Origin of the sequence: Brachyspira catarrhinii (assembly GCF_005518285.1) — a bacterium.
GTDB lineage: Bacteria > Spirochaetota > Brachyspiria > Brachyspirales > Brachyspiraceae > Brachyspira > Brachyspira catarrhinii.
On the sequence record NZ_SJDU01000020.1, the window covers coordinates 1 to 13,342 of the forward strand.

General features: G+C 31.9%; 8 protein-coding genes and 1 tRNA gene. 8 read left to right on the forward strand and 1 reads right to left on the reverse strand.

Going from position 1 to position 13,342, the window contains the following annotated elements:
• Positions 1-245: 245 nt before the first annotated feature.
• The 3 genes from EZH24_RS01500 (at position 246) to EZH24_RS01510 (ending at position 4,211) form a co-directional block, all read left to right on the forward strand.
• Positions 246-770, forward strand: a complete 525-nt coding sequence (locus EZH24_RS01500) for a DUF8052 family protein (RefSeq protein WP_137997370.1) — start codon at positions 246-248, stop codon at positions 768-770.
• 36 nt (positions 771-806) lie between these two features.
• Positions 807-2,471, forward strand: coding sequence for a carbon starvation CstA family protein (locus EZH24_RS01505; protein WP_137997371.1), 1,665 nt, complete (start codon positions 807-809; stop codon positions 2,469-2,471).
• A gap of 216 nt (positions 2,472-2,687) precedes the next feature.
• Complete coding sequence (locus EZH24_RS01510) at positions 2,688-4,211, forward strand: YifB family Mg chelatase-like AAA ATPase (RefSeq protein ID WP_137997372.1); 1,524 nt, start codon at positions 2,688-2,690, stop codon at positions 4,209-4,211.
• Between the two features lie 37 nt (positions 4,212-4,248).
• Here EZH24_RS01510 and EZH24_RS01515 read toward each other — a convergent pair whose 3' ends face one another.
• Positions 4,249-6,993 (reverse strand): methyl-accepting chemotaxis protein, encoded by a 2,745-nt coding sequence (locus EZH24_RS01515; RefSeq protein ID WP_137997373.1) that lies wholly within the window; start codon positions 6,991-6,993, stop codon positions 4,249-4,251.
• A gap of 193 nt (positions 6,994-7,186) precedes the next feature.
• On the opposite strand from EZH24_RS01515, the gene EZH24_RS13930 reads away from it, so the two are divergent.
• From EZH24_RS13930 to hisS, 5 genes are all read left to right on the forward strand, one after another.
• Positions 7,187-7,276: transfer RNA gene (locus EZH24_RS13930), tRNA-Sec, on the forward strand.
• Between the two features lie 80 nt (positions 7,277-7,356).
• A complete protein-coding gene (gene selA, locus EZH24_RS01520; protein ID WP_137997374.1) occupies positions 7,357-8,733 on the forward strand; it encodes an L-seryl-tRNA(Sec) selenium transferase in 1,377 nt (458 codons plus the stop codon).
• Between the two features lie 51 nt (positions 8,734-8,784).
• On the forward strand, positions 8,785-10,602 hold the full coding sequence (selB, locus tag EZH24_RS01525; RefSeq protein WP_137997375.1) for a selenocysteine-specific translation elongation factor: 1,818 nt from the start codon (positions 8,785-8,787) through the stop codon (positions 10,600-10,602).
• A 150-nt stretch (positions 10,603-10,752) separates the two neighbouring features.
• On the forward strand, positions 10,753-11,988 hold the full coding sequence (locus EZH24_RS01530) for a protein kinase (RefSeq protein ID WP_137997376.1): 1,236 nt from the start codon (positions 10,753-10,755) through the stop codon (positions 11,986-11,988).
• Between the two features lie 36 nt (positions 11,989-12,024).
• Positions 12,025-13,272 carry a histidine--tRNA ligase gene (hisS, locus tag EZH24_RS01535; protein ID WP_137997377.1) on the forward strand — a complete coding sequence of 416 codons (1,248 nt, stop codon included), beginning with the start codon at positions 12,025-12,027 and terminating at the stop codon, positions 13,270-13,272.
• Positions 13,273-13,342 lie beyond the last annotated feature (70 nt).

A 13,342-nucleotide genomic window follows, 5' to 3' on the forward strand; every position in this document is an offset into this window, starting at 1 on the left:
AGAGGCAAATATAATGGGATATTTTATTTCTTTTTTTATTAATTTTAACGAATTCATTTTATTTCCATTTGTAGTTTTATTTATTATTTTATTGTTTTAAAATTGATTAAAGTTATTATACTAAAATAAAGCCTTTTTGTCAAAAAACTATTTATTATTTAATGAGAATTTTTTTTAAATAATAAGCTTTATCGACTTGACAAATTAAAATTTTTTTATATACTATATTGTATTGAGAGTGAGATATGGCAAGACTTAATATTGAAAACGAAAGCGTAAAAAAGTATATTTATTCGATTTCCGAAAAACTTATGAGACATTTTGATTTGGAATATCAGATTGAAAAAGAAAACGAATATTTTGATTTATACGCTTTTCACCAAAATAATTTTTTCAAATCTTTTATAACTCGTTCGACAGTTTACGAAGGTTATTCGGTTTTCGAACATGTTTTGGTTCGTTTTATTAAAGAATGCGCGGACGAAGAATTGCAAAAATTTGAAGATATGCTTATTAGACTTACTCCGATACTTTCCAACCCGAATAAATTTCATAAGAGAAGTATTATAACGGGAATAATTATTACGGAAAACTCGCTAAAACCCGAATGGGAGAAGAGAGTTAAAAAATTCTTTTATAGAGTTAGCTATAAATTATTGTTTCATGGATGGTCCGAAACTCAATACGCTATGGTTTCTATGAAAGATAAAAATTTGTATCTGCCTAAAATGAGGAAAAAGGAATTAAAACTTCTGCTTTCCGATTTTTAGTGGATTATATAATCTTATTTTAAAAGGAGATGAAACATGAATGCTTTCATACTTTTACTCATTGGCATAGTAGCCTTTTTTATCGCCTATATTGGCTACGGTTCGTTTTTGGCGAAAAAGTGGGGTATTGACCCGGGAAAGAAAACTCCCGCTCATACCATGACGGATGGAAAAGACTATGTTCCGACTGACGCTAAAGTTTTGCTCGGACACCACTTTTCTTCGATAGCGGGCGCGGGTCCTATCACGGGTCCTATTATCGCTATGATGTTCGGCTGGCTTCCCGTTTATCTTTGGATAGTTTTGGGTTGCATATTCTTCGGCGGAGTTCATGATTACGGTTCGTTGCTCGCGTCTTTGCGACATGAAGGAAAATCGATTGGCGAAGTTATAAGAGCGAATGTCGGACAAAAAGGCAAAATAATGTTTACGCTTTACGCCTTCATTACAATTTGTTTGGTTGTAGCCGCATTCCTCGATATTACGGCGGGAACTTTTGGAGTAAATGACGGCGACCCTCAAATAAGCGCCGCGGCTGGAACGGCTTCTATGCTTTTCATTATTCTCGCTCTATTATTCGGTTTCATGGTTTACAGAAAAGGAGCTGGAGTTCTTGTGTCCACTATCGTAGGCGTTGTTTTGCTTGCCATAGTAATATTTATTTCGGATAAATATCCGTTCTTGCAATTAAATAAAGGACCTTGGCAAGTAATACTTACTATTTATATTATTTGCGCGTCTTTGATGCCCGTTTGGATATTATTACAGCCGAGAGATTATCTATCTTCGTTCCTACTTTACGCTATGGTTATAGGCGGACTTGTCGGTTTGGTTGTAAGTCGTCCCGCTATGGCGGCTCCTATGTTTACGAGCATCAATCCGAGCGCTGGAAATTATCTATTCCCAATATTGTTTATTACGGTAGCTTGCGGAGCGATTTCGGGATTCCATGCTTTGGTAAGTTCGGGAACGAGCGCAAAACAGCTTAATAGTGAAAAAGACGCAAAATTGGTAGGATACGGAGCTATGCTTATTGAAGGAGTTGTCGCAATAATAGCTTTAATGAGCGTTGCGGCGGTTGCTGGTAACACCGATGGTTCGCCTGCCCAAAAATTTGCTGTTGGAGTTTCAACATTTATGAATTCTTTTGGAATTCCTATGGGAATAGGAAGAACTTTCGTAACTTTGGCTTTCGCTTCGTTTGCGTTAACTTCATTAGACAGCGCAACTCGTATCGGAAGATATTTGGTGCAAGAATTGGGAGAATATACTTCCTCCGATGGCAGAGTTCATAAAACATTCCTAACAAATCCTTATATAGCTACGGCAATAACGGTTGGAGTATCGTTAATGTTTACTTTCTACGGTTATGGAAGAATATGGCCAATTTTCGGAAGCGCAAATCAGTTACTCGCGGGATTATCCTTGCTTGCCGTTGCCGCTTGGATAAAGAATCGTCAAAAAAGAACATCTTGGGAAACTATTATTCCGTTGGTGTTTATGTTTATCGTTACGCTTTCCGCTTTAGGCTTGGTTGTTTATACTAATTGGGCTAAAAAGACTTTTGACGGTTATGTATTGGCGATTATAGCCGCTATAATGATAATATTGGCGGTTGTGGAACTCTTTATTACTGGACAATGGGCGAGAGGCTTAAAAGATTCCGTTGCCGACCCTAACGAAACCGTAAAAAATAAATAAAAGTTATAAAGCCAAAAACTCGAATATTTGATATACCTCGTTCATAATTTTATGAGCGGGGTTTTTATTAATTGTCATTTTAAAATAATCTAAATTTTATAATTAATTAATAAATTATTAAGTTTTAGGCTTATTTTTTATTTAAATTTGTTTAACTATATGCATATTAATTATTAAAAAATAAAAATTTGAAAATTAAAATAATTTGGAGTTAATATGCATACAAAAATATATTCCGAAGCGCTTTACGGAATAGAAGGAATACCAATAATAATAGAAGTCAATATATCGGAAGGTTTGCCGAGATTTGATGTAGTCGGACTTCCAGACCAAGCGGTTAATGAAGCGAGAGAGCGAGTAATAGCGGCTATAAATAACAGTTGCAGATTTTTTCCGCCGAAGAGAATAACGATAAACCTTGCGCCAGCGGATATAAAAAAGACGGGAACTTTATACGATTTGGCATTTGCATTGGGAATATTATCTTCGAGCGCTCAAATATTTTTTGACGATTCTATGGAAAAAACTATTATACTTGGAGAATTGGCTTTGGACGGAAGCGTGAGAGAAGTTAAAGGAATTTTTTCAATGTTATTAAACGCTAAAGAAAACGGAATAAAAAGCGCAATAATTCCTTTAAGTAATTTGGACGAAGCGGATATAGTTGAAGGTTTAAGTTTATATCCCGTGAAAAATTTGAAAGAAGCGATTGATTCTATAGAAGGCAAGAGAAGTCCCATAATTTCAAAAGGTAAATTCAATTTTGAAGGCGAAGAAAAAGAAAATATAGATTTTTCCGATGTGAAAGGGCAGGAATACGCAAAAAGAGCGGCGATGATAGCGGCGGCTGGAGGACATAACTTTATTATGATAGGCTCTCCTGGTTGCGGCAAAACATTAATCGCAAAAAGAATTCCGACTATACTTCCTCCATTAACATTTGAAGAGGCTTTGGAGGTTACAAAAATTTATTCTTCCTACGGACTTTTGTCAAAAAATATGCCGATAGTGAAAAAACGTCCTTTCAGAATTCCGCATCATACTTCTTCTTATGTAAGCCTTGTGGGAGGAGGAAGAAATATAAAAGCGGGCGAGATAACTTTGGCTCATAACGGAGTTTTATTTTTGGACGAATTTGTAGAGTTTCAAAGTTCCGCTTTACAAACTTTAAGAGAGCCTATGGAAGAGCGAGTAATAACGATAAGCAGAGCAAACGGTAGCATGAGTTTTCCCGCTAATTTTACTTTAATCGCCGCCATGAATCCTTGTCCATGCGGATATTATGGAGACGAAAAACATACTTGCAAATGTTCGGAGATTGCAAGAAAAAGATATATAGCAAAATTATCGGGACCGATTTTAGATAGAATAGATATTTCAATCGAAGTTAGAGCGGTTGATTATAATAAAATGATTGGAAAATGCGATGGAGAAAGTTCTGCGTCTATGCGAGATGTCGTAATCGCCGCGAGAAAGAAACAGGAAAAACGATTCAAAGAAAACGGACTTAAAATATTTTCAAACGCTTTGATGGGAATAAAAGAAACTCAAAAATTTTGCATATTGGACGATAAGGCTAAAAATTTGCTTAATTTGGCTATTGAAAAATTTTCTATGAGCGCAAGAAGTTACGATAAAGTTTTGAAAGTTTCAAGGACAATCGCCGATTTGGAAGATAAAGAAATAATCGGAATAGAACATATAACGGAAGCTTTGCAATATAGATTTAATTTAAATTGATAAATTTTATAAATTAGATTTTAAATTAAAAATAAATTTACCATTTCAAAAATAATTCCGTGTAAGCGTTTCCTTCTTTCATGGATTTCGTTATTTCAATCGAAGATTTTAAACTGTTAAGCGATTCGAGTAAAGAGTAAGCCCAATACAATATCGATAATTCCAAAACATCCGAGTCTTCGTTAAAGTCTTTTATATGAGCGATTAAAACGCCTTTTCTACTTTTGATTATTTCTATACTAACGGGGTCGAATAAATTTTTGAAGATATATTCCGTGCTGTAGCTTAATACGAAATATTTTGGGAAGAATATTATAAAAGTCTTTATCCATTTTGGAAGAATTCTGTTATAACTGTATTCGGAAATTTCTTTTATTCCCGTATTTGCGCCATCGTAGAATAAATCGCAAACCAATCTGTAAGGATTATGAAAAGCTGGCGTATAAGGATACCATTCTTCGCTTAAAATTTCGTTTTTGAAAATAAGCGAAGACGAAGGTTGCATTGCCGTTATCCATCTTTGAAAACCTTCCTCTCCGAATTTTGTTTTAACGAATTCTTTTAATAATATCAAATTCATTCCTCTAACTCTTTGAGTAATATTCGTTTGAGTTCTAATGTCTTTAATTTTGTATTTCGATATTTCGTTTTCTATTTCGGTTAATAAAACATTATTATCGTAAACGAGCTTATGCATATTGTTCGCCGAGCCGTAAAGATTGCCCGAATTGGCGGCTATATTTTCAATATGATTATTTATTCCTTCGGAAACGGTTTTTATTCTCGCTATCGTTCTTGCGCCGCTCGAATATAAAGTATTTAAAGAATCTATATTATTTTTTATCTCTCCAAGATTTTCCGTAATATTAAGATATTGAGATTTGATGCTTTCGCTCGAGTTCGACATCATCGTCATAGAATGAAGTATTTCGTTTATGGTTTTCGATTGTCCCATGGATGAATTATGAATATTGTTCATTAATCCCGTAATTTCCGAAACATCTTTTATAAGAATTGAAAATTGTTCCGCGGACTCGGATAAATCATCGCTTGTAACGGTAATTCTATCTTTTATTTCTTGCAAAATTTTGTCGGCATTATCGGCTTGTTCGTCAGAAGTTTCCGATAATATTCTAATTTCTTCGGCGACTACCGCAAAACCTTCGCTATATTTTCCCGCATGAGCGGCCTCGATTGCAGCGTTCATAGCGAGCAAATTCGTTTGTCTTGCGATATTTCTAATCGAAGCTACGAAATTGGATATTGAAACCAAAGAGTTTATCAAATATTCGGTAGATTTTGAAGCCGATTTAATTTTTTCTTTGCTTTTCGTTGAAGAAGAATTAAGATTTTTCATTTTATTTTCAATATTAAGAAGAATTGAATCCACATTTTCTATATTTTTAATCATTTCTTCTATAGAGGATTTTGTTTTTTCAATACTCGAACCTTCTTCTATTATTTTATCTTGCAAACTTCTGGCGTTTATATTTATGTTGTTTATATTGTTTATATTATTTTCTATATAATCTTGTATATTTTTATTATTGTTTTCCACCGTGTCTATTTGACTCGATTCTTCGGTTAAACCCTTTTTTATATTTTCAATCGATTCGTTAATTTCATGAATCGTATTCACATTTTCGTTTATCGTTTTCGGCAAATTATCCGATTGTCTTTTGAATATCGTTATAGTTTTCTTTATATTCGACAAAGTATATTGAAAGCCGTTGTTAATTACTTCCACCCATTTAGCCATTTCGGATATTTCATCGCTTCCCGATACTTCTGGAATCGCAATTCTCAAATCGTTATTGTCGGTAAAATTTCCGATAGTGTCGGTTACTCTCGTCACGGAATTAAATATTAGTCTTATTAAAAATATCATTATCATTGTCGCTATAAAAAACGAGATAATAATCGTATATACGGTCGATTTGTTTATTTCTCTAATTTGCGAACTAAAATAAGCTTCGGGAATAAACATAACGATATTTAATTCTTCCGAAATCGTTTTTATATAAGCTCTGTATCTTAAATTATTTACTACAAGATTTCCGTTTATAATATCGTTTTCCGTATTGGAATTTAATAGTCTATAATATTCGGAATATAAATTGTCTATTCTTAAGTTATTTAACGCTCCTTCTTTCGAGTTAAGAATCGTTAAATTATTTTTATCTATAAGCAATATGTCGGAATTTTCTATATTCAAAATATTTTCTATATCTTCCGAGTCGTAAGCGAGCGTTATGGATATTCCCGCAATTCCAACAGGAACATTGTCGCTATTTATCGAGGATTTAATATTGAAAATCACATTATTATAGGCATCGTAATTTATATAAATATTCGAATTCGTTAAATGATTTGTATCGACTGTCGTTGTGGAAAATCTATTGTTGTTTGGAGAATATACATATACTCCCGCAAAAGGCTGAAAAAATAATATATTTACCGTTCTGTTATAATTTTGTTCGTTTAAAACATTTGGTAAAAAATTCGGCAAATACGAATATAGATATTCTCTGCCTCTATTATTTATATTTAAGCCGTTATACATAGCGGATAAACTATAAGATAATTTTTCCACTTCTTCTTTTCCCGTTATAATATTATTTTCAAAATCGTTCGCTATAACTTTAAATCTATTGTTAAAGCCATCGTCTATAAGATTGTGAAAATTTTCCGTGTTTATATTTTCGCCCAAAAAGTTGATGCTTAATACGACTAAGCCCATAACAATTATTATCATAAAAATAATACGAAATCTTATTCCCATTTAAGACATACTCCTGCTTAATATATATCGGAATTTTTAAGAATATCTTTTATTAAAAGATAATATATTTAAATACAATAACTGTAAAGAGTATTATTTTAAATTTTAAATATTAAAAAAATTTTTAAAAAATATTTAAAAATATAATAAAAATTTGACTTATAATATTTAAATGTTATACTATTAAAAGCTTGGAGGTAGATAAGTCCCGGTGGGCTTCGCGCTCTTCAAAAGCGTTGGATGTCATAGCGACATTGGCAGGTTCGACTCCTGCCTCTTCCGATAAATAAGCGATTATGAAAATTATTGTGTTTTACAATAATTAATAGTCTCTTATCTTATTATAAAATTAAGAGAGAGCTAATGAATAATAAAACTAATAGCAAATTTAATTTGATACAAGTAAATACGGTATTGGAGCATGAATCTATAAAGCCGTATTATAAAATTCTTTCCCGTCCGATAATCGCCGATATAATTCGCGATACTTTGGAAAAATTAAGGCATGATTTAAATAATAAAGACAATTCAAAATCGCCTCTTTCTAAAGAAGAAATAATAAAATTATGTGAAAAAAATATAAAATCTAAATCAAACTCGCCAATTAAAAGAGTAATAAACGCGACAGGCACTATAATGCATACGAATTTGGGACGCTCTCCAATAGATTCGGAAATATGGGACGAAGTTAAAGATTTAAATATTCATAGCAATAACCTTGAATATAACCTTAATAAAGAGGGGAGAGGATTAAGAGGAGAATTTTTATATTCTCTTTTGGCAAAATTAACGGGAGCGGAAGATTCTTTAGTCGTTAATAATAACGCGGCGGCGGTATTTTTAATATTAAAGACATTTGCAGCGGGAAAAGAGGTTATAGTTTCGAGAGGCGAACAGGTTCAAATTGGCGGAGGTTTTAGAATTCCAGATATATTGCGAGAGGCTGGAGCAAATTTAGTCGAAATAGGCACTACGAATATAGCGACTATTAAAGATTACGAAGAAGCGATTACTGAAAATACCGCTATGATACTAAAAGTTCATTCCTCAAATTTTAGAATAAGAGGATTCGTAAAATATCCGTCATTAAAAAACATAAGAGACGCTATTCCAAAAAATATTCCTATAGTTTATGACGAAGGAGCGGGAATATTTGACGAGAGTTTGTCGGAAGAAGAGCATATAAAATCGGCGTTAAAAAGCGGAGTGGATTTGGTATGTTTTTCGGGCGATAAGATGTTTTCGAGCGTTCAAGCTGGTGTAATAGTCGGCAAAAAAGAATATATTTCAAAAATCTATAAACATCCTTTAATGAGGGCTTTCAGATGCGGTAAAACGGTTTTGTCAATATTGGAAAAATACGCTATAAAGAGATTAAATTCTACGGAACAGTTTAAAGGATACTGCGAGAGGCTTCTTTCAATAAAACCCGAAATAGTTAAAGAAAAAGCTTTAAAAATTATAGAAAATTTAGAAAATATAAAAGGTTTTAAAGTTATCGAAGAAACTATTGAAACGGGCGGCGGAGCTATGGCTGATATATTTTTTCCGTCTTACGCAATAAGTTTTAAACCTAAAGATATAAAACAAGCCGTTAAATTCTTGCATAATTTAGAAATTCCAATTATTCCTAAAGTAAAGAAAGATTCCATACTTCTATATGTTATAACTATAGACGATAACGATATAGATTATATTAAAGAGTCATTGAATAAAGTAGTCCAGAGTAATTTATTATAATCTTTATAATAATAAAAAAGAAATTTTAAAATAAAAGGAGAATATTTTAAAGTGAACAGAATTATAGGAACTGCGGGGCATGTCGACCATGGCAAATCGGAATTAATAAAAGCGTTAACGGGCATTGCAATGATGAGGCTTCCAGAAGAGAAAAAAAGAGAGATGACTATAGATTTGGGATTTGGATTTTTTAAACCTAAAAACGATATTACTATAGGCGTTATAGATGTCCCTGGACATGAAAGATTTATAAGAAATATGGTTGCGGGAATGTGGAGTTTGGATTTGGTTATGCTTGTAGTTTGCGCAAACGAAGGTTGGATGAATATGACAGAGGAACATTCAAAAGTGGCTTTGTCTTTGGGAATAAGAAATATAATATGCGTAATCAATAAAATAGATTTGGTAGACGAAAACAAATTAAGAGAAAGCGAAAAAAATATAAAAGAAAATTTATTTAGAGTTTTCAAAAGAGATATTGAAATTATAAAAGTGTCCGCCGTGCGAGGAGACAATATAGATTTTTTGAAAGATAGAATAACCGATATCTTGATTAAAGATAAATTTGAAGACGATATAAAAACGCATATTTATGTAGATAGAGTATTTTCTATAAAAGGAGCGGGACTTACGATAACGGGAAGCGTTAAAGGAGGAAGCGTAAAAAAAGACGATTCTTTAATACATTATCCGAGCAAAAGAGAAGTTTATATAAGAAATATACAATCTTATCATGAAGACAGAGAAATAGTTCATGCCACATCTCGTATAGCCGTTAATTTGAAAAATATAAAAAAAGAAGAAATTAGAAGAGGACATTTATTATGCGACAAAAACGAAACGGTATTTTTAACCAACGAAATAATATTGGAATTGGTAGGTGACAGCGATATAGAATATTTAAGGAAAATAAAGAATGCAGAATTTGCAATAGGCACGGAATGTTTAGTCGCTCAAATTATTCCGTTATATAAAAAGCCTGTCTATGACGAGTCCGATAAAAAGATAAAAAACGATGTCGATGCGAGAGAAATAGACTGCAGATTTATAAGATTAAAATTTGACAAGCCTTTGTCCGTTTTTTGGAAGGAAAGAGGAATATTAATCAGTCATGGCGGAAGCGCTATAATAGGAACGGGAAATGTATTTTGGGGAGAGAAAACTACTCCGTCCGTTAGAAAAAATATAATGGATAACGCGGGAGAATTTTTGGGAAATATTAAAAGAAGCTCTTATACCGATTTGGTTATGTCGGTTAATGGTTATTCTTTTGCCAGCGGAAATTTGCCAGATTATGCGGTAAAAATTTCAAATTATTTTGTTAAAAAAGATTATTTAAGCTCTATTTTGGAGAAAACTAAAAAGTTAATAGATTCTAAAAAAGACGGCGTTTCTTTTGAAGATATAAGAAATAGCCTTAATATAGATAACGCGTTTACAAAAGTTTTTATAGATTATTTGATTCAAATTAAAACGATAATGCCTTTTAATAATATTTATAAAAAATATAATCAAAATATCGAGCTTAATAATTCTCAAAAAAATTTGCTTGAAAAATTGAAAAAAGAAGGTTTAAATGGACTTGAAGAAAGAACGATAAAATCTTTTCCAAACGGAATCAAAGATATTAAAGTTTTATCGGCATTGAAACTCGCTGTTTATCTTGAAGAAGGAATATATTATCATATTGATGTTTATAATAGAGTAAAAAAATTGATACTGAAAGATGCAAAATCGAAAGATATTATAACCATAGCTTTCGTAAAAGAAAAAACGGGACTTTCAAGAAAATATGTCATTCCATTATTAAATGTTTTGGAAAGAGAAAAATTATTAAAAAGACAAGGAAACGATAGAATAGTCATATAAATGTATATTTATATAGTTGTTTTTATATTGTTTTAAAATATACTTGAAAAATATAAAATTTAATGTATATTAATTATAATTTTTTAATTGTATTCGTAGATTAAATTCCGAAAATGATTAAATGAAAATATAAAAATTAGGATAGAAATAATGAAAAAAGTTTTTGCTATCATATTAATTTCAGCTTTAGTTTTTTTATCTTTACCTTTGGCATCTCAATATAGGTATACTTTTCCCGAATATATGGAGAATCTTCAAAAGAATGTGCCTATGAAAGCGATTGAATGGTTTGATGAAAACGCATACGCTCCAACTTATGGAGTGAGCGAGCTTATTTTCGCGTTTTATAGAGGAGTAAGCAGATATAATTCTTATGTAAAGTATAAAGGCTCGGTTGATAATTTAGATAAAGCCGCTGGAGATTTTAGGCAGGCTTTGGATATTCCTTATGATGCGAGATATCTATATACGGATAGGTCTTTATTATATCTTGCGGGTATTCTTACCATTTCTGAAGGAGACAAAGAATTAGCTTCCAGAATATTTAAATACTATGCGGATAATTGCGAGCAGTATGACCCAAATTATCCTACGGCAATATACTGGTGCTTATATCATAAATATTTAAGCCCCGCAACTTATGCGCTTTATTATGATAGACTTGTAAAATTAGACAGAATGGGAGTATATGAAGGTCCTATAATATACGATTATTTTACGGGCGAGACTAAAAGTATTCCTGAGATGTTAAGAAAATTGGATAGACCTGCAAATATGACTCAAAACAGATACAGAAGAATATCGGAAAATGCCGATGTATTTGAAACTATAAAAAGTTTAGTTCCTATAATCCCTGAAGACAGAAATATGTCTAAATTGGGAGCGACTTATCAATATCTTATTTTTGAAGAATATCCTCCTAAAGATAATACAAATTACGGCTCAAGAGTATCTGAAACTTCAAATTTAGATAGAGATAGCAGAAAATTAGAATATTCGGAAGATAGATATAGAAAAATAGACGATATAATGACAAATAATTCTATTGACAATAATTATACGAATGAAAATAATTATACGAATTATACATTAGAGACTAATAGATACGCGGAAAATACAAATTCCACATATACTCCTCCGTCTACTTCTGGGTTATATTCCTTAACCATATCTATAGATAAAGTTGCAAATAATAATGTGAGAATAGATATCGCGGGTAGAACTTTCAATACGAGAAATTCGACTAATTTTAATATTCAGTTGGCTCAAGGCGAATACGATGTTTTGGTATCGTTTTTGGGTAAACAATATACGAATAGAGTAAATGTGTCGAGCAGTTCTTATAATTTGCTTTCTATCGTTATTCAAGATGAAAATATAAGATAATTTATTTTTATTTTGTTTTCATTAACGGGAAAATAAATGCTTAATATAAAGAAACCTCGAGGAACTAACGATTTTTTTTACGAATCCGCTTCAAAATTGGAATTCATTGAAAAAAAAATAAAAGATATAGTCAAACTTTACGGCTACGGAAGAATAAGAACTCCGATATTCGAATCTACCGATTTATTTATCAGAGGAATAGGCGAAGATACGGATATTGTCGGAAAGGAGATGTTTACATTCGAAGACAGAGGCGGACGCTCGCTCACTTTAAGACCCGAAGGCACGGCATCGGTAGTTAGAGCTTATATTGAAAATTCCATGCAAAACGAATTTTCAATAAATAAACTTTTTTATATAGGGACAATGTATAGAGCGGAAAGACCGCAAAAAGGAAGATACAGAGAATTTAATCAATTTGGAATAGAATGCATCGGCGGTTCTTCACCTTTAATTGACGCCGAAATTATAGCTTTGAATATCAATATCTTAAAAGAATTCGGAATAGAAAATATTAACCTTCTTATAAATACTGTCGGTTGTCCAAAATGCAAACCAATTTATAATAAGGCTTTAAGAGAAGCGATTGGAAGCAGAAAAGATGAACTTTGCGAAACTTGTCAGAAAAGATACGAAACGAATATTTTAAGAATATTGGATTGCAAAAATGAAAAATGCAAAGAAGTATTGAAAGATATTCCAAAATTTTACGATTATGTTTGCGAAGAATGTAAAGAGCATTTCGATAGATTATGCGAAGAGCTTAATAAAATAAATCAAAAATTTACCGTAGAGCCAATGCTGGTTAGAGGACTCGATTATTATACGAAAACGGCTTTTGAAGTTCAAACAAACGCATTAGGTTCTCAAAGCGCAATATTGGGCGGCGGAAGATACGATAATCTTGTGGGCTTATTTAATTCTGGGAAAGATATTCCCGCAGTTGGAAGCGCAATGGGACTCGAAAGACTTTTAATAGTTTTGGAAAATAATAAAAATATAACGGACGACAGGCTCGATGTATTTATAATAGCTTTTAAGGAAACCGAAAAAGAAATTTTGAAAGTTATGCAAGATTTAAGAGCTTCAGATATAAGTTGCGACTGCGATTTTGCAATAAAGTCGATAAAAAATCAATTCAAATCGGCAAATAAAAGAAATTCAAAATTCGCTTTAATATTGGGAGAGGACGAATTAAAAAGAAATTCATGCAAACTCAAAAATATGGATACGGGCGAAGAGAAAGAAATTCCGTTAAATAAAGTTTCTAAAAATATTAAATAATCTAATCTTTTAATCATTCTTATTGACAATAATCAAATTTTCTAATATAATAATTTTATCAATTAATTAA